Source organism: Janthinobacterium sp. SUN128 (assembly GCF_030587275.1).
In the GTDB taxonomy this organism is placed as follows: domain Bacteria; phylum Pseudomonadota; class Gammaproteobacteria; order Burkholderiales; family Burkholderiaceae_D; genus Janthinobacterium; species Janthinobacterium lividum.
Genome location: NZ_JAPWHY010000001.1, coordinates 1,069,766 through 1,089,105, shown reverse-complemented (window position 1 = coordinate 1,089,105; position 19,340 = coordinate 1,069,766). Strand labels below are relative to the sequence as shown.

General features: G+C 63.0%; 13 protein-coding genes. 9 read left to right on the top strand and 4 right to left on the bottom strand.

The features are described from left to right. Positions 1–123: 123 nt before the first annotated feature. Genes tssK through O3297_RS05055 form a run of 4 tightly spaced genes read left to right on the top strand, consistent with a single transcriptional unit; the run spans position 124 to position 6,559 of the window. Positions 124–1,470, top strand: a complete 1,347-nt coding sequence (tssK, locus tag O3297_RS05070; protein ID WP_099393364.1) for a type VI secretion system baseplate subunit TssK — start codon at positions 124–126, stop codon at positions 1,468–1,470. Positions 1,471–1,479: 9 nt separating this feature from the next. Beyond that, a complete protein-coding gene (icmH, locus tag O3297_RS05065) occupies positions 1,480–2,259 on the top strand; it encodes a type IVB secretion system protein IcmH/DotU (protein ID WP_034777796.1) in 780 nt (259 codons plus the stop codon). After that, positions 2,259–6,071 (top strand): type VI secretion system Vgr family protein, encoded by a 3,813-nt coding sequence (gene tssI, locus O3297_RS05060; protein ID WP_305047914.1) that lies wholly within the window; start codon positions 2,259–2,261, stop codon positions 6,069–6,071. The genes icmH and tssI overlap by 1 nt, the downstream gene beginning before the upstream one ends. 50 nt (positions 6,072–6,121) lie before the next feature. Further along, a complete protein-coding gene (locus O3297_RS05055) occupies positions 6,122–6,559 on the top strand; it encodes a hypothetical protein (protein ID WP_070257344.1) in 438 nt (145 codons plus the stop codon). 428 nt (positions 6,560–6,987) lie between these two features. Here the strand turns inward: O3297_RS05055 and O3297_RS05050 are convergent, their stop codons facing one another. Further along, a complete protein-coding gene (locus O3297_RS05050) occupies positions 6,988–7,656 on the bottom strand; it encodes a TetR/AcrR family transcriptional regulator C-terminal domain-containing protein (RefSeq protein WP_305047913.1) in 669 nt (222 codons plus the stop codon). An 83-nt stretch (positions 7,657–7,739) separates the two neighbouring features. Here O3297_RS05050 and O3297_RS05045 point away from each other — a divergent pair, with 83 nt between their 5' ends. The 5 genes from O3297_RS05045 (at position 7,740) to O3297_RS05025 (ending at position 13,672) form a co-directional block, all read left to right on the top strand. After that, positions 7,740–9,209: an FAD-dependent oxidoreductase gene (locus tag O3297_RS05045; protein ID WP_305047912.1), complete on the top strand. Its 1,470-nt coding sequence runs from the start codon at positions 7,740–7,742 to the stop codon at positions 9,207–9,209. Between the two features lie 521 nt (positions 9,210–9,730). Beyond that, positions 9,731–10,893 (top strand): IS3 family transposase gene (locus tag O3297_RS05040; protein ID WP_305049605.1). Its coding sequence is split into 2 segments (ribosomal slippage): positions 9,731–9,986 and positions 9,986–10,893, totalling 1,164 coding nucleotides; the frame shifts between segments, so codons are not numbered across the junction. A 166-nt stretch (positions 10,894–11,059) separates the two neighbouring features. After that, entirely contained in the window at positions 11,060–12,250 is a 1,191-nt protein-coding gene (locus O3297_RS05035; protein WP_305047911.1) for a serine/threonine-protein kinase, read from the top strand. After that, the gene (locus O3297_RS05030; protein WP_305049603.1) at positions 12,204–13,232 is read left to right on the top strand and encodes a tetratricopeptide repeat protein; all 1,029 of its coding nucleotides are present in this window, start codon (positions 12,204–12,206) and stop codon (positions 13,230–13,232) included. Before O3297_RS05035 ends, O3297_RS05030 begins: the two co-directional genes overlap by 47 nt. Before the next feature lie 44 nt (positions 13,233–13,276). Further along, entirely contained in the window at positions 13,277–13,672 is a 396-nt protein-coding gene (locus O3297_RS05025; protein ID WP_151094748.1) for a hypothetical protein, read from the top strand. Here the strand turns inward: O3297_RS05025 and O3297_RS05020 are convergent. From O3297_RS05020 to O3297_RS05010, 3 genes are all read right to left on the bottom strand, one after another. Then, positions 13,655–15,166: a sigma 54-interacting transcriptional regulator gene (locus O3297_RS05020; protein WP_151094746.1), complete on the bottom strand. Its 1,512-nt coding sequence runs from the start codon at positions 15,164–15,166 to the stop codon at positions 13,655–13,657. The two genes, O3297_RS05025 and O3297_RS05020, sit on opposite strands and share 18 nt — an antisense overlap. A 130-nt stretch (positions 15,167–15,296) precedes the next feature. After that, on the bottom strand, positions 15,297–18,005 hold the full coding sequence (locus O3297_RS05015; protein ID WP_305047910.1) for a lanthionine synthetase LanC family protein: 2,709 nt from the start codon (positions 18,003–18,005) through the stop codon (positions 15,297–15,299). Positions 18,006–18,088: 83 nt separating this feature from the next. Next, positions 18,089–18,526, bottom strand: a complete 438-nt coding sequence (locus O3297_RS05010) for a hypothetical protein (protein WP_305047909.1) — start codon at positions 18,524–18,526, stop codon at positions 18,089–18,091. Positions 18,527–19,340: the final 814 nt, after the last annotated feature.

Genomic DNA, 19,340 nt, shown 5'->3' with positions numbered 1-19,340 from the left:
ATAATTTCTTATTGCAAAGATTGAATGATCGGATGCACCTGCAAGGCGCCGATCGCGCTGCAAAAGAGCCCGGGAGCGGCAGCGTTCTCCGCGCTTTTACTTCCTCGGGAAAAAGGGCAATCGATGAGCATTACAAGCAAATTGTTATGGGGTGAAGGCCTGTTTCTGCGCCCCCAGCACTTCCAGCAGCAAGACCGGTACCATGAACATCGCCTGCACGAAAGCATCAAGGCGCTGCATCCCTACGCCTGGGGTGTCAACCACATGCAGATCGACCGCGATGCGCTGAGCAATAACACGCTGCGGCTGCTGGAACTGTCGCTGGTGTTCCAGGACGGCGAAATCTACAACGCGCCCGGCGCCGATGAGTTACCCGAAGCCCTGGACCTGAGCAAGCTGCTGCAATCACAGCAAACCGTCACGTTTTATGCCGCCCTGCCCGCCTTCAAGCATTTCGGCGGCAACTTTGCCGCGCCCGACCAAACCAACAGCGCAGCCCGCTACGGTCAGACCAACCTGGAAACGCCCGACCTGTACACCCATGCGGCGCAGGCCGAACTGGCGTACCTGCAAAAATCGCTGCGCCTGGTGGCCGAATCGGAACCGCGCGATTCGTATGTGAATTTTCCGTTGCTGCGCCTGCGGCGCCTGTCGACGGGCGGCTTCGAGCCGGACCCGTCGTTCGTGCCGCCGAGCCTGTCGATCCGCAGCGCACCGCTGCTGTTCCTGCAACTGCGCCGCCTGATCGATGCGCTGCAGGCAAAGGTCAACGCCCTGTACGGCCACCACCGCGAGCCGAGCAAGAATGTGATCGAATTTCGCTCCGGCGACATGTCCTCGTTCTGGCTGCTGCACACGGCCAGTTCAGCCTTTGCCTCGCTCAGCCATTATTTCCATCATCCGGCGCTGCACCCGGAGCGCCTGTACGAAGCGCTGCTGGCCCTGGCCGGCGCGCTGATGACGTTCTCGAAAACCCATGCGCTGGCCGACCTGCCGGCTTACCAGCACACCGATCCGGGGCCGTCGTTCGCGCGCCTGCACGCGATCATCCGCGAACTGCTCGACACGGTGATCTCGTCAAAATATTTCGCCATTGCATTGACCGAAATCAAGCCGTCTTACCATCACGGCAAGCTCGATTCGGGCAAGATCGACGACAAGACCGCGTTTTACCTGGGCGTCTCGGCCGACCTGCCGGGCGTGGAACTGGTGGACGTGGTGCCGCTGCGCTTCAAGATCGGCGCGCCCGACGATGTGGAAAAATTCGTGCTGTCGGCCCTGCCCGGCGTGCGCCTGCAGCACACGCCGCAAGTGCCGGCCGCCGTGCCCGTGCGGCCCGATACGTACTACTTCACCATCGAAGCGAAGGGCCAGATGTACGACCGCATGCTGCAGGCCCAGTCGATTTCGATCTACGTTCCGTCCGGCATGCGGGATCTGAAACTTGAACTTGTCGCCATTACTTCCTGAAGATAAACGATGAATGCAAACGCCCCCTCCCTGATGTCCGGCGGCTCCGCCGCTTACGCATCGAGCGTACCTGCCGGCCCGGGCACGGAACACACGCTGACGGACCTGATGTACGACGGTTTCTACGCGCTGTTCATGCTGAAAAACGGCAGCGGCCCGCAAGACAATGCCGACTTCATCAGAAAGATGACGCAGTTTCTCGACGAATTCGGGCACGCGGCGAAAAAACATGCGGCCTCGGCCGACGATATCGATGCCGCCAAATATGCATTTTGTGCGGCGGTCGACGAAATCATCCTGCGCTCGCCGTATGCCATCCGCGACGACTGGGCGCGCCGCCCGCTGCAACTGGTGCTGTTCGGCGACCAGCTGGCCGGCGAGAATTTCTTCATCCGTCTCGAAGCCCTGCGCGCGCGCGGCAGCGCCCACCTGCAGGCGCTGGAAGTGTTTCACATGTGCCTGCTGCTCGGCTTCCAGGGGCGGTACATCCTGGAAGGCTCGGAAAAACTGGCCTACCTGACGGCCCGCCTGGGTGACGAGATCGCCCAGATGAAGGGCAAGAAAGCCGGCTTTGCGCCACATGCGGAACGCCCCGACCAGATTGCGCACAAGTTGCGCAACGACGTGCCGCTGTGGGTGCTGTGCTCGATATTCGCGCTGATCTGTGCACTCGGTTACCTGGGCCTGCGCACCATGCTGGCCAAAAACACCGAACAGCAGATGAACGCCTATAGCGATATCGTCAAACTGGCGCCGCGCACGGCCAACCTGACCATCACGTTGCCTTAATGAGCGGCCCGGCAACGACAGAGGCCGCCCTGGGGGTGTTCGGCACCGGCCTGTCCCAGCAGGCGCGGCTGATCACGCTTGCCACGGCGCAGGAATCGAACCTGCCCGAATCGCTGATGGCCGAGCGGATGACGGGCCGCGAGGCGGTCAATGAGCTGTTCCGCTTCGAGGTCGATGCCTTGAGCACGGCGGCGGGCCTGGACCTGGCCAGCTTTCTCGGGGAAGAAATCACGCTCAAGCTGCTGCAGCCCGACGGCAGCTGGCGCGCCTGGCACGGACTGTGCACCGACTGCGGCTTTGCCGGCGCCGATGGCGGCGTGGCGCGCTACCGGCTGCGCCTCGAGCCTGCCCTGGCCTTGCTGGGCTTGCGCCGCGACAGCTATATCTTCCAGGACAAGAACGCGCGCGACCTCATCACGGAGCTGCTCGGCGACTACCCGCAGGTCCGTTTCGAATTCGATGTCAGCCAGGAACTGGCGCCACGTCCCGTCTGGACCCAATACCGCGAAAGCGACCTGGCCTTCCTGACCCGCGTGCTGGCCTTCGAAGGCCTGAGCTGGCGCTTCGAGCACGAACAGGAGGATGGCGCGGCGCAACAAGGCGAACAACAGAGCGCGCAGCAGGCAAAACACAAGCTCGTGATTTTCGACAGCAAGGCAGTCGCGCCGCCGACGCCGGGCGTGGCTGGCCTGCGCTTTCACGGCGTGCGCGCCAGCGATACCGATGACGCCATCGACAGCTTCAGCGCGCGGCGCCAGGTGCGGCCCAACGCGGTCGGCATCAGCAGCTGGGACCCGCAGCAACTGGCGGCACCGGCCGCCGAACACAGTTCGAGCCTGCAGGCGGGCGAGCTGCCACCCCTGCCCCTGTACGACGGCTCCGGCGAACGGCGCTATGCCGACAGCACGGCGGCCGATCCGCACGGCCTGCGCATGCTGCAGGCGCTGGAACTGGAGAACAAGCAATTCACGGGCGCTGGCGCGGTGCGGCGCATGGCGGCCGGCCACGCCTTTAACCTGCTGCAGCACGAGCACTATGCCGATGGCGCCAACCAGTTCACCGTGCTCTGGGTCGAGCACGAAGCACGCAACAACCTGGGGCCGGCCGGCGGCGCGCTGACGGCGCTACTGTCGAAACTGTCGGCAGTGGCCAGCCTGAGCGACGTCGCCAGCCTGCTCGATGGCCAGCTCGAGGCCGGCACCTACCGCAATACCTTCGCTTGCGCGCGGACCAGCGTGGCCATCGTGCCGCTCGCCACCGCCGCGCGCGTGGCCAGCAGCGCGCTGGGGCCGCAAACGGCGCTGGTGGTCGGCCTGCCCGACAGCGTGGCGACCACCGGGCGCGACCACCAGGTACGCATCCAGTTCGCCTGGCAACGGGGCGGCGCCGCCAATCCGGGCGGCATGGCGCACAACACGGATCAACAGGGCAACGCACCCGGCAATGAAGCGTCAGGCACCTGGGTGCGCGTTGCCGAAGCCTTGGCCGGCCCGAACTGGGGTTCGCAATTTACGCCGCGCATCGGCACCGAAGTGCTGGTCGACTTTATCGAAGGCGACATGGACCGTCCGTTGGTAGTGGCCCAGCTCTATACCGGCAGCGACGCGCCGCCGTATGCGGCCGGCGTCGGCTCGGACGTCAATCACGCCGGCGTCATTTCCGGCATCCACAGCCACAATTTCGATGGCGGCGGCTATAACCAGTGGGTGATCGACGACACGCCGGGCCAGTTGCGTACCCGCCTGGCGACGAGCAGCGCGGCCACGCAGCTGAACCTCGGCTACCTGGTACAGCAGGGCCCCAACACGGCCCAGCGCGGCAGTTACCGCGGCAGCGGTTTCGAACTGCGCACCGATGCCTGGACGGTGCTGCGCGGCGGCGAAGGCGTGCTCATCTCGACCACCGCCCGCGCACAGACTGGCGCGGGCGTTGCTTCTACCCAGCTCGACACTGCGGAAGCGCTGGCCCAGCTGAAAGGCGCGGCCGAACTGAACAAGTCGCTGGCCGAGGCCGCACAGCAACAAACCGCCCTGTTCAGCCAGGACGCGAAACAGGCCCAGCTGGACTTGATCAAGCAGATCGATCCGCAGCAGGATGGCAAATACCAAGCGAGCGTGGGCGGTCAGGAGGCGCTGAAAGCCAGCGCAGGCGAGCGCAAGCTGGCCGCCGACCAGCCGGTGGAAAAGTTCGGCCAGCCGCTGGTACTGATGGAAGCGCCTGCCAGCATCAACTGGGCCACGCCAGGCTCGACCGTGGTGTTTGCCGCCCAGCAGTTGCACTGGACGACGCAAGCGGACTTGCACATGACGGCGGGCCACACCTATTCATCCGTGTCGGCCAGCGCGCAAGGGCTGTTTACCCACGCCGGCGGCATCCAGGCGATTGCCGCCAACGGCCCCGTCTCGCTGCAGGCGCATACGGGGCAACTGGAAATCCTGGCCGACAAGGCCATTACCGTGATCTCGGTCAACGACTGCATCGACATCAAGGCCAATCAGAAGATCACGCTGCAGGCCGGGCAATCGTCGATCACGCTTGAAGGCGGCAATATCACGTTTACCTGTCCCGGCAACTTCACGGTGAAGGGTGGCCAGCACGTGTTCAACGGCGGCGCCAGCGCGGCTGGCGTGCTGCCGGCGCTGCCGGACACGCGCATCAAGCTGTTCGATGAAGGCTTTGTGCTCCGCGACCGCGACACGGGCGAAGCGATGCCGCGCCAGCCCTACCGCATCAAGCGCGAAGATGGCAGCTATGAGAGCGGCATGACCGACGAAAAGGGCTTGACGCATGTGATTGCGGCCGCCGCCACCGAGGCGCTGGTGATCGAGCTGCTGAAAACCGCGGGCGGCCAGGGTTCGGCACCGGCACCGGCACCGGCATCCGCCCCCTCCTCCGCACCGGCGCCGGTGCCAGGTTCGCCAGGGCAGCCGGCAGCCAGGGCCAGCACCCCGCCGGAACCGAAATACAAGCCGGCAGGCGACTCCAGCACCACGCCAGTGGACAACAAGCGCCGCAAGGAAGTGCTGGTCAAGCTGCCGGCCTGCTGGATCGAGGACTACGAAAAGGAAATCGCCGGTCCCTCGTATGGCCGCTATGCGCAGCCTTACCAGCACGACGGCACGCCGCACAAATACAAGGACAGGATCTGGTTCAAACTGTACGTGCCGTCAAAATCGGACGGTCCGGTGGTGGTGGAAGTGCGCTTCAAGGCCATCACGGTACTGGACGCTGCAGGACAGGCGCTGGAAGTGAGCGACAAGGGCACGGAATCGGCGGCGCTGCGCGTCAAGCAGCGTGCCAACGTGGTGGCGCTGGCGAAGAAAAACGCGACGGCCGGCATCGAAGGCAACTGGAACAACAAGTTCCGGCTTGAAATCAATGATCCGCAATGCGGACAAAAAGTGTTGCCCGTGGTTTTCCGCGTCCTCTGGGTCGACGAAAATCAGCATTACACGCTGCAGATCCACAAGCGCTATGACCGCGAAAACGTGACCGGCGACGTGATGAACGTGTCGCTGGCAACGGCACTGACCACGTACGCGCATGAATTCGGGCATTGCGTCGGCATGCCCGACGAATACTCGTACACGGAATTCGAAGAAACGGTACGCTATTTTAAGCCCGACGGCACGCTCGACGAGCCCATCGTCTGCCACGTCAACGGCACCTCGCCGGAAGACCTGACGCAATCGATCATGTCGTACGCAGAAGGCGCGCGGATCCTGAAACGCCACGGCTGGAATATCGCGATTGAGGCGCAGGAATTACTGAGCAAAAAAATCGGCAGGAAAATACGATGCGATATTGTCTGACCCTGCTTATCTATGCCATGCTGATGGCACTACCATTGAAAGCAAACACCATGACGAGCACCCACGCGCCCCTCTCCATCTCCCTGCAATGCCTGGGCAACGCTGGCTGCGTCTATGAGCGCAAGCCGATCGACCTGCTGGTTACCATCCGCAACGACGGCAGCCGCGATATCGGTTTTCCGCTCGACTACCTGCGCAAGTCGGGCCCGATCGTCAAATTCATCGATACCGATACCGGCGCCGTCACCTACGCCCGCCGTGGCCTGGCCAATCCGGCGCTGAAAACGCAATTCACCACGATTGCGCCAGGCGCCTCGATTTCCATGGAAATCGATGTGCATCCAACCGACATTGAAACGTTTCGCATCAAAAAAGTCGATATCAGCGTGGAAGTGATATTGAAGGGCGACATACGCATCGATGGCGAAGCGGAGCTGCAGGACTACCAGGGCGGCGCGAAGATCCGCATCTTTGAAAAAGAGGAGTAAGACGATGCTGGTGCGGATGGTGTTGATCAGCGTGGCCCATTACCGGGGCGATACTGACCGCATTGCCTGGCAGGTCCAGTCCGGGCGCACATGGTGGCATCACCCGATGACTGGTACTGGAGCAGTCATCGGTACTTTTTTGGACGACGCGGCACCTCCATACTGGTTGGCACGTGACTGGCTCTTGATCCAATTTGGCGTTACCCGTGACGAGGCAGTTCCTGCTTATTGCCGGTTTGTCGCGGCCGAGATGGAAGAATCCAAGGCCAAGAGCAGACCTTCACCGTGTGAGCACCGTTAGCGGCTGCTTTGAGAGGTCGAGTGTCCCCAGCTTGATGTCCGCTTTGCGTTTTTACACAGCTTGGGCCGAAAGCAGCCTGTCATTTTGGTTGGAAAACCCTTTAAAGATGCGCCATCGGCTTAGCGTGCTATTTTTCCGTTTTTCCCCTTCTTTCCTCTTTGATCCTGACGTCAAGCCCGGTAATGAGAAGATCGAGGCCCAGCTCGAATCGTGCATCAAAATCCATATCAAACAGATCGTCCATAGCTGCCAGAGCATGAGGATAGCGATGGGCCGCCAGCGCTGCAAATTGCTCCCGTTGCCGTTCGATGTTCGCGGATTCTGCCTTCAGATGCACCAGCGGCTGCTCTTCCGTTACGAAACCAGTCACGTAATAGAGGATGCTGAAAGCACCCCAGGACGCTAGGCGAGTCGAGGCCCCCGCCTCGCATAAAGGGGCGATTAATGCCTCGGCAACACGGAAGACATTGTCGGTGGTGACATACGTGCCCGCGTAGACGCGTGCACCGTCACGTCGCTTGAGTAGCGCACGCCGGATGTCGTGCGCGGTTGCGCTGACCGCAACGAACCAGCTGGGCGACCAAGCTGGCCCAGCCAATTCCTTGCGGGCGACCCCTTCCATCAAAGCATCCGCCATGCCATCCATCAAAGCCTGTTTGTTGGTGAAGTGCCAATAAAGCGATGCTGCTTTAATATCTAGTTTTTGGGCAAGACGGCGCATTGTAAGACCATCGATACCTACCTCGTCGAGCAGATCCAAAGCGGCTGCGATCACGGTTTCACGTTGAATTTTCATACTTATAAGTTTCGTGTTTGACAGGCTAACGTCGTTAGTTTAACATGAAATTTTTACCTAACAACGTTAGATTGGAGCGCGGAATGAAACTTGATAATGCTGATGTAATCGTGGTGGGTGCAGGCCCTGTTGGCTTGACCCTGGCGTGTGAGTTGCGGCTCGCTGGCCTGCATGTCACCGTGTTGGAGCGGCGTGCGGAGCCGATAGCACAATCGCGTGCCCTTACCATGCACGGCAGGACGGTGGAAATGCTGGCACAGCGGGGCGTGGCTGATCGCTTCTTGGAACGTGGGAAAAAGATTCCCATGGGGCACTTTGCCGGTCTTGACACTCGCCTCGATTTCTCTGTTCTTGACACCACGTTTCCGTATACCCTGTTCATCCCACAGAGTGTGACGGAGCAATTACTGGAGGCATGGGCAAATGAGCTTGGCGTCGCGGTGCGCCGAAACGCCACGGTGGAAGGCGTCGTTGAAACGTCGACCGGCGTTTTTGTGAAAGGCCGACAAAGCGGCAGCCCTTTCGGCCTTTCTTGCAGCTATGTGATCGGTGCGGACGGTGCGCGCAGCTTGGTACGCCAGAACGCGGGCATCGCGTTCGATGGCCTGCCGGCCACAAAGACCGCCATGCTGGGCGACGTTTGTCTCAGTACGCCGCCCGCCACACCAATTCTTAGTATGACTAACGCTGCAGGGGGCTTGATGGTGGTCCCATTGAGTACGGGCATGCACCGGGTGATAGTGGTCGATGCGGAGCGGATGGGTGTGCCTGCGGCCACGCCAGTGACGCTCGACGAGTTATCGAGTTCGGCCCGCAGGGTGGCAGGTCAGGACTTCGGCCTGCATACACCGCAATGGCTGTCGCGCTTTTCGAACGAAACCCGTCTCGCCGCCACTTACCGCAAAGATCGCTTCCTGCTGGTCGGTGATGCCGCACATATTCATCTTCCCGCCGGCGGACAGGGCATGAATGTGGGCATGCAGGACGCGATGAACCTGGGCTGGAAGCTCGCTGGCGTTGTGCGAGGGTACGCTCCCGACTCCCTGCTCGACAGCTACCATCACGAGCGACACGCCGTGGGAGCGGCGCTGTACAACAACACCTTGGCGCAAAGCGCGTTGATGATGAATTCGTTCGATGCACCGGGACTGAAGCTGCGAGAGATGTTCAGTGATCTGATGAAAATCCCTGCGCTCAATGCAGCGCTCGCACATGATCTGTCCGGCTACGGTATTCGATACGATGCCCCTCTCGCCGAGGTTTCGCAAGGGTGGCTCGTCTTGCCGGACTGGACCGGGCGACGGCTATCCGACTGGCAGTTGCAACTCAGTAACGGTAGCCTGGCCTCGCTATTCAGTTTTTTGCGAACCGGCCGTTGGGTGCTATTACAAATGACCAATTGCGAAGACGGCAACTACATGCCCCAACTTGATGCTAGATGGATCGGCACGGTCAAGGCGGTTCCCGTGAACCGCCACGCAACACCAGTCGGCGTGCATGCCTTGCTCATTCGACCAGACGGGTATGTGGATCATGCCGTCGCACATAAGTAAAGCGCATGATGCCTACCGTCACGCCGAATCCGCGATGAATGGCTACTTTGGCCAAAAGCGGACCTACCCGCCCAAACTACAATTCTGATGAACATAGACTAACTTACTCGACGCCGCGTTGAAACCTCTCTTCTGGACTGTGATGGTTCGTGTAGAGATATCAACTTCGCCGAATGCATTTCGACATCTGGAGCCATTGACGTCTTAAGGGTTCTAGCATCATCTTGGACTTTGGTTCAGGCGATGACGGGTGAAGGCGATGATATTGCAAAAGCCGAGTTGCAAGGCAATCTTCGACAGGCATCTGGCTCGCTATCCACTGTTTGAAATGGCGGCAGCAACCCTGAGCATATCCAAGCGTACTTCCACTGGGATGAACCAGACAGGATATTCTGTGAGATCACGTTTTTCCCCCAGGACTTTGACGGCGAAACCTTCAAACTCATAGATTTCCTGTTGTAGTGGTTTAATGTACCCGGACACTGATTTAGGCGAGAATGCTCGCCATGGAGAGGTGTTTGATGAGCAAGCAGAGACGTACGTTTTCCCCGGAGTTCAAACAACAGGCGGCAATGCTGGTACTGGATCAAGGATATAGCCACATAGAGGCAAGCCGGTCGGTCGGCATCGGCGAATCGCTGCTGCGCCGCTGGGTGCAGCAGCTGCAGTTGGAGCGGCAAGGCATCACGCCGCAGAGCAAGGCAATGACGCCAGATCAGCAGCGAATACAGGAACTCGAAGCACGTATTGAGCGTCTCGAGCGGGAGAAGTCCATTTTAAAAAAGGCTACCGCGCTCTTGATGTCGGAAGGGATAGAACGTACGAGGTAATCGACCAGATTTGTGGTGACGAATCAATCGAGTTGATCTGCGCGGTGTTCGGCGTAGCGCGGTCATGCCTGTATGCGCATCGGGAGCGCGCCCGGCATATTGATGTTGAGCGCATGGCATTGCGTGGCCGCGTGCACGAGCTGTTCGTCGAGAGTCGCAGTTCGGCCGGAAGCCGCAGCATCATGGGCATGATGCGTGAGGAAGGCACGGCAATTGGCCGCTTCAAAGTCAGTCGTTTGATGGAAGAGCTAGGGCTGGTCTGCAAGCAGCCTGGCAGCCATGCCTATAAGCAGGCTACGGTGGAACGGGTCGATATTCCGAACCACCTCAGCCGTGAATTCACAGTGGAGGCGCCAAATCAGGTCTGGTGCGGGGACATCACCTATGTCTGGGCGCAAGGCCGATGGTATTACCTGGCTGTGGTGTTGGATTTATTTGCTCGCCGAGCGGTGGGCTGGGCATTCTCGCTACGACCCGATGCCGACCTTGTTGTGCAAGCGCTGGAAATGGCTTACGAGCAGCGAGGTCGACCGCAGAGGCTGCTGTTTCATTCGGATCAAGGTAGCCAGTACGCCAGTCGAAAATTCCGTCAGCGCTTGTGGCGCTATCGGATACGACAGAGTATGAGCCGTCGGGGAAATTGTTGGGATAACTCTCCGATGGAACGGCTGTTCCGCAGCTTCAAAACTGAATGGCTGCCGTCAACTGGTTACATGACGGCACAGGAAGCACAACGGGACATCAGCCACTACCTGATGCACCGGTATAACTGGATACGGCCACATCAGTTCAACCAGGGACTGGCACCGGCCGTCGCCGAAAAAAAACTTAACGTAGTGTCCGGGATGGGTTGACCACTACATACCTCGCCGTGCGCCAAGGAGCCTCCTCAGCCAACTTTTAGCCATTGAAACATTGGTATAATGTTATATGCGAGTTTAGGCCAACCGAGCGGTTCGACAACCGGGGCAAGCCTGACCTTCCTGAAAACGCGATTTCGTCCTCACCTCAAGGCGTGCGATGACCACCTCGATTTTTACACCCGCAGGTGAGCAGCTGAGTGCCCTGCCCGCCGCGTATCTGGTGGGGCATTACGAGTTCCGGGCCCGGCTCGGCGAAGGCGGCTATGGTGAAGTCTTCGAGGCCTGGGACCGCAAGCTGCAGCGCAGCGTGGCCGTCAAGCGCATCCGGGATGCTGCTGGGGCTGGACTGGACAATGCCACGATGCGCGAAGCTCGCCTGGCGGCCTCGCTGCGCCACACCGCTTTCGTCAAGGTGCACGCCGTCGAAGAAGATGGCGCAGCCCAGATGATCGTGATGGAACTGGTGCTGGGGCAAACTGTCAGGCAGATCATCGAGAACGCGGCCGTGCCGGCGGCCACCGCGCTTGACTGGGTGCGGCAGGTGGCCGAAGCGATGCAGCATGCGCACGATTCCGGCCTCGTCCACGGCGACCTGAAACCATCCAACCTGATGGTCGAGCCCACGGGCCAAGTGCGCATACTGGACTTCGGCCTGGCGCTGCGCATCGACAGCCTGGCCACCCGATCGGCTCCGCTCGCCGAACCCGTCGGCACCATCATGTACATGGCGCCCGAACGCTTCCACGGCGCCGCGCCGACCACCCCCAGCGACGTCTACGCACTCGGGGTCATCCTGTATGAGCTGGTGTGCGGCACACGCCCCCACGCAAGCCTCAACGGCCTGGCGCTCGCCGCAGCCCACCTGCACTCCGACTCGGCCACTTGGACCTATCCTGACAGCGCCGGCGCCGCACTGGTCGCCCTCATCCGGGCCATGACCGCCCGCCAGCCCGGGCAGCGCCTGGGCAGCATGACGCGAGTCCTGCAGCGCCTTGACGCGCTGGCGGGCGCGGAAGGCCAGCCGCCGCGCGCAGTGCAGCAGCCGCGACGGCGTGGGGGACCCTGGCGCAAAAGTGCCCTGGCCACGCTGGCGGTGGCGGCGCTAGCGCTTGCCGGCTGGCTTGGCGCCCTACGCTCCCGCTCTGGTGCAAGCGGCGGCGCCATTCTCCGAAACACAGCAGGTGCGCGACGGCCTGGACGCCCTGAAGAAGGTGGACCGCCACGGCAACCTGGACAAGGCCGCCGCGCATTTTTCCAGCGTGCTGGCGCACAGGCCCGGCAACGCGGCAGCCGTCGCCGGGATGGCGCTGGTGTACGCCATCCGTTATGGCGGCGATGGACAGGATGAAGTCTGGCTGGGCAAGGCCGCCGCCTGTGCGCAGCAGACCCTGCGGCTCGATCCGCACCTCGCGCTGGGCCACGTCGCCAACGGCTGGGTGCTCGACACCCAGGGCCGCTATGACCAGGCCTTCCAGGAGTACGAACAGGCACTGCGCAACGACCCTGGCAACTTTTTCGCCTGGTACGGCAAGGTGCAAGCCCTGCGGCATGCGCGCCGCTATCCCGAGGCTCTGCGCACGCTGGCGCTGGCGGCCGGACGGTTCCCCCAAGAGCGGGTGTTCGCCGACGAACTGGGCATCCTCCATTACGAGCAAGGCGACTACCCCGCCGCAGAGCAGGCTTTTCGCCACAGCATCCGGCTGCAGCCTGACGCCGTCACCGGATACGCCAACCTGAACGCGGTGCTGCTGAGCCAGAACCGCGCCGATGAGGCACTGCATGTACTGCAGCAAGGCTTGCAGGTCGGCCCGAGCTCCAAGCTCTACGGCAACCTGGGCAATGCGTTTTTCCTGCGCGGCGATTACGTCGAGGCCGTTACCGCGTTTGAAAATGCCGTATCGCCAACCCGCGGCGCGCCGGGCAACTACCTGAACTGGGCCAACTTGGCCGACGCGCTGCTGTGGATCCCCGGGCGCGAAGCGGAGGCGCGCCGCGCCTATGCCCGGGCCAGCAGTCTGCTCGCGCCCCGCCTGGCGCGTTCGCCCAACGATGCGACTCTGGCGTCGCGCATGGGCCTGTACGCCGCACGCAACGGCGACAAAGCGGCCTCGATGGCACTCGTGGCGCGCGCCATCGCGCTGGCCCCCACTAACGCCTACATCCGCTTCCGGGCGGCCCTAGCCTACGAATTGCTAGGTAACCGTCAGATGGCGCTGGCCGCAATTATCGAAGCCAGGCGCCAGGGCCATCCGGTCACGATGATCGAGGCGGAGCCGGACCTGGTCGCGCTGCGGCGCGACCCCGGCTATCCGCAGACTGACGCCCGCTAATTTCCACGGGAATTTTCCACACAGTAACAACCAAAGGAAACGACATGATCGCTGTGAATCCAAACAACTTCATCGTCACGTTCGACGCTGCCGGGCAAAACGTAGCCTGGAAGTATGACGGCGCCGGCGATGCGCCCGTGTGCGCCGCCGGCGAAAGCCAGCGGATCACTTTCTCGTTTGTCTGTTCCGACCGGCCCCAGACCTTCAGTGTGGTGGCGACGCTGACCGCGCAGCCGATGGCCGGATCGGCAGGCGCGCCGTTTGTCCAGGGCGCAGTGGTCCCGCTGACCAATCCCACCACCCTCACGGTGAGCACCCAGGCGGGCGACTGGGACTTCGGAATCGCCTTCACGGCAACCTGGCCAGCGCCGGACGGCTACACCGTGAGCGCCAACGTGCCCGATCCGGAACTGCAGGTGGGCTCAATCCCGCCCGGCTGAGCACGGAACTTCCCGCTCGCCGAGCAGCCGCCGCAGCGGCTCGGCCGGCGTCTTGAGCAGTGCCGCGCAGCGGCCGACATCGCCCTCGCTGGCGACCAGGGCACGGTCGATTTCGTCGGCCGGGATGTACTGGGCGCGCTTGATGTCGGGATGCTTGTCCAGCAGTTTGTACAGGGTGGGACGGGAAATCCCCAGCGCCCTGGCGGCATGCGCGATGGTCCAGGCGTGGCGCTCCATGGCGTCGAGGATATCGTGCTCGCTCAGCTCGCCAGGCTTACGCCGCGCGGGACCAGGCGCCGCCGGCGCTCCGGTGCTGGCGGCGCCGCCAGGAGCCGCGGCGGACTCGCGCACCAGCTGCGCGAATTGCGGGATGGCGCCGGCGTCGAGGATCAGCATGGCGCGCTGCAGGGCCCGCGCCAGCTGCCGAATATTGCCGGGCCAGTGATAGCATGCCAGTTCGCTCACCAGCGCGCAGCTAAGGCGCATCGCCGCCGCCTGGTCGGCGAGCAGGTCTAGAATTAGCACCCCGATATCCTCGCGTCGGCTGCGCAGCGCGGGCAGTGCGACGGAAAACCCTTCCAGGCGCCGCAGCAGCGCCTGGTTGAAGCCGGCCGTATCGAGCTGCTGGTCAGTGGCGGCGATCAGGCGCGCGGTGGAACGTTGGTCCTGCGCCGCGCCAAGCGGCCGGTAGTCGCCACCCTCAAGCACGCGCAGTAGCATCGGCTGCACGCTGGCGGGCGCATTGCCTATTTCGTCGAGAAACAGAGTGGCGCCGTCGGCCTCGGCAAACCACCCTTTGCGATCGGCCTGCGCCCCGGTGTAGGCGCCGCGCGCCGCGCCGAACAGGTCGGCCGGGGCCAGGGCCTCGTTCAAGGCCGCCATGTTCACTGTCACCAGTTTGGCGCGGCCCCGCTTGCTCAACGCATGGATGGCGCGCGCCGCGATCTCCTTACCAGTCCCGGTTTCGCCGAGCAACAAGACCGGCATGTCCGTGGGGGCGACCATGCGGATCTGGTCGCGCATGGCCAGCGCGCCGCTGCCGACACCCGACACCCCGGGCGCGGGATTATGCCGGGGCAGCGAATCCATCCAGTGAAAACACAGCAGCACTGCACGGCCCAGGGCCAGCACCTGGCCTGCGCCGACCTGTGCGGCGTCAAGGACGACATCGCCCTGCACGACCTTGCCGTTGAGTTCCACGACCATGCGGGTGACGGGCAGTTGGAGCGAGACATTGTCGAGGGCGTCGCGCCTTACTCTCAGCGGTTCGCGCGACAAACCGCCATGGCCCAGTGGCAGCGGGTCGCCGCCGGGGCGGCAAAACAGCGGCCCATAGCGGCTCAGTTCCAGCGCCGTGCCTTGCGCCCCGGTTACGAATTGCTCACCTATCCTTGCCGGGTCCGGATGCCAGAGGATCGTCAGGGCTAGCAGGGAAGGGCTATCGGCTCCCGGGCCGGACAGGGGCGAGGTAAGAGTGCGGAATTCGTCGTTCATGGTCTGGCGTGTCACCCCGGTAGACTGCCGTGTATCGGGCCATCGATGGCGCGTACTAGGAGCGGCAAATTCTACACTCTTTCACCGCCTTCGAACCGGGCAGTGGGCCCCACCGCCGCGCAGCGCCACACTACGCGGCCGTCCGGGAAAAGCGCGGCACGCCGATGAAGCGCGCGCTGATGCGCTCCCCGGAAAAGCGCGACAGGCAGGCGGCCACGCCTGCGTAGCCGGTCAAGTACGTACAGGCGAAATCATCGGGGTGCTCCGAACAGGCCACCGCAGCGCCGTCTCGTTCGACCACGAATGCCTCGAGCAGGACGCGCAGGGTGCGCGCTTCGTCGAGCCAGCGCGGTTCGCCCGTGGCCAGGTGCAGGTCCAGCAGGCATTCGATACTGCCGGCCAGACCATGGCACTGGCCTGGATTGAGCACACGCGAGCCGGTGGCCACGGCATGGCCGGCGCGATTCAACCATTCCTGCGTTTCGGGGAATCGTCCCGTCGCCAGCGCATGCGCAAGGAAGACGGCGACGCCTGCCGCACCATGGCACCAGCAGGTGCCGGCCATCCTGCCCGCAGGCGTATCGGGCCAGTTCGCCCCGCCGTTGGCAAGCGGCTGCGCATGGCTGATGAGGAAGCGGACAACCTCGCCCGCAGCCTGCGCATACGCCTCGTCGCCCGTGGCTGTCCACAGATCGAGCAGCGTGTCGCCGATACCCGCGGCGCCGTGCGCATATCCCAGGTAGCACTGGCCCGCCATGGGCTCGAAACCGTCCGGAATCGTCCAGGACCACCCCTGCGCGGATCGCGCCGCCGTGCGCAACAATGCCTGGCCCGCCACAACGGCAGCTTGCAGCGCCGCAGGATCGCGTGTTTCGCTCCAGAGAAGAAGATGAAAAAGAGCCCGGCCGGCGCTGCCGACGTAGATGTCGGGCGAGGTGTGCGGCTGCGCGGCAACCCATTCGCCGCGGGCCGCAGCCAGCGTGACCAGGGCCGCGTCACCGGTCACCTGCCCGGCGCGCAGCAGGGCCACCCCGACGCCCGCCTCGCCGGCATACAGACCGGGCAGAGTTCCAGCCGCGCACGCCAGGGAATGCGCCGCCTGCCCCAGCGCGGCGAGCGCCGCCGGCTCGTGCGTGGCCGATGCCGTCTCGGCCAGAGCCAGCACCGCGCCCGCACGGCCGTCGTTAAGGTCGCGCGCCAGTTCCGCAGCGGCCGTCCAGGAAGAGCGCGGCCGCAGGCCCCGCTCCAGTGCGTTGACGATCGACTGCTGCAGGCGCATCACCAAGCCGGGCGAGGCGGGCGCTTCGGCGCCATCCTGGGCGCGCACTGCGCAGAGGCCTTTGGTATCCGGCGCCGGCGGATAAACGCCTAGCAGACTGGCAAGCAGTTGGGCGGGCGACGCCTGCTCTTCATCGGCGAGAGAGGATTCGATCAAGGCGGCAAGCGCCCGCCCGCGTCCCGGAGCCAGAAGCGCGACCGGGCGCCCGAGCAGGTGGAATTCCTCCGGCGCACGCGATGGCTCCGCGCCAGTGGCTAGAAAGTACAGCAGCGCGCCCAGCGCGTAGGTGTCTGCCTGGACGGCATTCTTGCTGCGCGACCGGTAGCCGCGTGTTCCCGGAGGCCGGTCGGCGATATCCTCCCCCATCGAATAGGCGATGCCGAAGTCGATGATCTTCAGCTCGCCGCCCGGCGACAAGATCAGGTTGGTCGATTTGATGTCGGCGTGCGAAATTCCCCTGGCGTGCAGATCGGCGACAATCTGTGCGGCCGCGATGCCAATGTCGATCACCTCATGGTCGGCAAGAGGGGCGCCTTGCGCCAGGCGCTGGGCGACATAGGCATCGAGCCGTTCGCCGGGAATGTCTTCCATAATCAGCATGAGGAGGTCGGTTCCCTCCTCGACTAACTGGTAGGGTTGCGGCACGCGGGGATCGTCCGCCAGCACGTTGAGCAGTTCATATTCGCGCTGGAGGTAGTGCCATGCGTCCCTGCCGCGATGATCGGCGTGGCAATGCCTGCGGGCCGTCTTGAGCACGCAGCGCCGCCCCAGCGCCATGTCGACAGCGAGCAGCACCGATCCGCGCGCCATTTCGGCCAGCTCGCCCACTATGAGGAAACGGCCGCCGGCGACGGTGCCGGGGGCGGGCACTTCGGTGCGCTCGACGCCGCCGCCGAACGGATCGCGCACCCAGTCTGGCTTCTGGTAGCGGGTCAGCCGCACGTCGGCCACCAGCTTGCCGTCCGGGTCAGCCAGTACGGGGCGCCGTTCGCCGGTTGGCAGTTGCTGCTCGCGGCCGAGGAAGTCCCCGTAACGGAAATGTACCAGGCTTCCTGGCGAAAGCTGGCGATCGGTGGGAATGGCCGGGCCGCTCAGGCCGGCGGTGCGCGCGTGGAGCTGCGCCGCCAGGCGCACAGCCTGCGCATCGTCGGTAGGATATATCGTGATGAACTTGCCGACTTGCGTCAATCCCAGTTCACCCCTGTTGAGACGGCGAAGCACGTCCATGTCGGCGGCGAACTTGAAGTGCCCAGGCTCGCCCAGCAACACATCCATTGTCGCCGCCAACACTTCTGCGGCACAGGCGGCGTTGGACGATACATGAAGCTTCCAGCCCTGAGACGGAGTGGAAACCGATTTGTTCCTGACATAGGTCCAGCTGCCCGAAGGCCCGGCCCAGGCGTCGACCGTCCAGTCCGGCGTCTGCTCCTTCTCGGCCAGGCAATCGGCCGCAATCCTGTAGAGCCTGTTTTGCTGGCGATCATAGGCCGCGCCAGGCAAGGTAGGCTGGTCTTTTCCGGTGGACAGAAAAACGGTTTGTCGAACTGCGTTCTGGTTCATGGCGGTGCCTGGGTGAGGGGTGTAGAACAGGTGAGAGACGTGCCGCAGCTGCGCGTGCAGGTGCGGCACGGACACGGCACTTCTTAGGTCGAGAGGATGCAGCTGAAGTCGCACCCGTCCAGGGCGGTGCCGGGCAACGGCACGCTGACGTCGAAACCGGCCGCAGCAAGCGCGGCGCGCGGATCGCTCAGCAGCTGAGCTTTCCATTCTGGCTCCAGCGCCGCCTTGTTCAACACATCTTCGGCCATGCGGCGACGGGCCACCAGGGCTGCATCACCTGTATTGCCTTGACATGGGCACGGCGCGGCTTTGGCCGAAGCCGTAACATTGGGCGACGCGCACACAGCGTTGCCGGCAGCGATGAGCGCCGTAATGGCGGTTTTCAGCGTCGCGTACGAGCTGGGCACGTTGGGCAGGAGGATGTTGAGCGCCGCCGAAGCCATGCCCCAGTAATGGCAGAAATTGATGGCTTCAATGGCGTTGGCCGCCGCGACTGTATGTTGTTGGTTCGATTGATTCATGAAAAGCTCCTGTGAGGGTAATACGCAGCGCGGGAAATCCGGTGCGTACCTGCACTTCAGCAACGAACGTGCCAGGCGCCGCTGCCAGGCGCCCTCCCTCCAGCCCTTGGGCAGACGCCTGCGCCGCGCTGTAAAATTGACACGGCTTTACATGTAAAGGGCGGCTCGCGCCTCGCCGAGTAGCCGGGGAGAATTCCGGATAGCGCATAGAATGGTTCTGTCGCGTTGATGAGCACAGCACGGATTTTTTCGTGCTGCGCATGCCCCCTGCTTACACTGGATATCTCTGACGCAATACGCGGGCAGGATGGGCAGGTCGCGGCGGCCTCACTGGTCGAGCATTTGAAGGTCGGGCGTATCCAGCTTCTGGATAACCAAACGCCCGTCGGTGGGCCACCGATGTTTTCCGATTTGGCTGTTGCGCTGAGTGCTATCGACACCATGAAAATAGCGGCATGGGCCGCCAACGACAGCATTAGCATGGCGCGGATCGCGTTGCCAGATCGTTGGGCCTTGATCTCTTGGTGCTGCGAAGCACCTGCTGTGCGATCTCGTAGCTGCCTGATCCAACGACGAGATCGGGGCTGCCCTGTCTATCGCCCCTGCCCTGCAAAGACTCCTGCCGCGCTCAAGTAAAAGCTGCTTGAGCTTCGGTGAAGTTCTCCATGCACGCTTCCGTGGCCAAACCTCTTGCAACGTTAATCCCGGGGTTCGCGGTGCGCGGCGCAATCGATTCGAGTTCTCTTTCGCATCATTTCCACTCTGCAACGATGCATTTAAGTTAAAGTGTTGCGTTGATCGATTGAATCTGCAG

Bases quoted from the DNA above. Each gene is read 5' to 3' on its own strand.
- O3297_RS05010 (WP_305047909.1), bottom strand. From the start codon at position 18,526: ATGAATCAATCGAACCAACAACATACAGTCGCGGCGGCCAACGCCATT.
- O3297_RS05045 (WP_305047912.1), top strand. From the start codon at position 7,740: ATGAAACTTGATAATGCTGATGTAATCGTGGTGGGTGCAGGCCCTGTT.
- O3297_RS05050 (WP_305047913.1), bottom strand. From the start codon at position 7,656: ATGAAAATTCAACGTGAAACCGTGATCGCAGCCGCTTTGGATCTGCTC.
- O3297_RS05025 (WP_151094748.1), top strand. From the start codon at position 13,277: ATGATCGCTGTGAATCCAAACAACTTCATCGTCACGTTCGACGCTGCC.
- O3297_RS05015 (WP_305047910.1), bottom strand. From the start codon at position 18,005: ATGAACCAGAACGCAGTTCGACAAACCGTTTTTCTGTCCACCGGAAAA.
- tssK (WP_099393364.1), top strand. From the start codon at position 124: ATGAGCATTACAAGCAAATTGTTATGGGGTGAAGGCCTGTTTCTGCGC.
- O3297_RS05055 (WP_070257344.1), top strand. From the start codon at position 6,122: ATGACGAGCACCCACGCGCCCCTCTCCATCTCCCTGCAATGCCTGGGC.
- O3297_RS05035 (WP_305047911.1), top strand. From the start codon at position 11,060: ATGACCACCTCGATTTTTACACCCGCAGGTGAGCAGCTGAGTGCCCTG.
- O3297_RS05020 (WP_151094746.1), bottom strand. From the start codon at position 15,166: ATGAACGACGAATTCCGCACTCTTACCTCGCCCCTGTCCGGCCCGGGA.
- O3297_RS05030 (WP_305049603.1), top strand. From the start codon at position 12,204: ATGGCGCTGGTGTACGCCATCCGTTATGGCGGCGATGGACAGGATGAA.
- tssI (WP_305047914.1), top strand. From the start codon at position 2,259: ATGAGCGGCCCGGCAACGACAGAGGCCGCCCTGGGGGTGTTCGGCACC.
- icmH (WP_034777796.1), top strand. From the start codon at position 1,480: ATGAATGCAAACGCCCCCTCCCTGATGTCCGGCGGCTCCGCCGCTTAC.